Below are 413 nucleotides of genomic sequence, written 5' to 3'. Positions count from 1 at the left end.
ATGACGTAAACGCAAAGACCAAGACACTACCAACGGGACAAAACTTTATTGAAGTTACCAATGAAGGAACAGCGCCCACGTTTTTAGATGTTCGGGCTGAAATGTTATCTGATAATGGCTTTATCGGGGTTGTGACTGACGATAGATATTTTCAGCAAGGGAACCCTTATGAGAACGATTTGGCAAGTAGAACACGTTCAGAAACGTTATTAAATGCTAACCATTGGCAAGGTGGGACAACCACTATATCAGGGGTAACGCCACGGGTAAATAGCAATGCCTATTTGGGTAAAGCTTATCAGAATTTTTACGCTTTAAATCAACAACCTTATATTAAACATATGCCGGCAACCGACTATGCAACGCAACCGAATGGTCAAGGTATTATACACATGAAAGCAATGAACGTATTG

General features: G+C 40.7%; 1 protein-coding gene. It reads left to right on the top strand.

The window, feature by feature from the left end; genetic code table 11:
* Positions 1 to 413 (top strand): hypothetical protein (locus tag BTA35_RS18110; RefSeq protein WP_202931322.1); only part of this gene is annotated, 413 nt, incomplete at both ends.

Origin of the sequence: Oceanospirillum linum (assembly GCF_001995095.2) — a bacterium.
GTDB lineage: Bacteria > Pseudomonadota > Gammaproteobacteria > Pseudomonadales > Halomonadaceae > Oceanospirillum > Oceanospirillum linum.
This window is presented reverse-complemented; position numbering and strand designations above follow the sequence as displayed.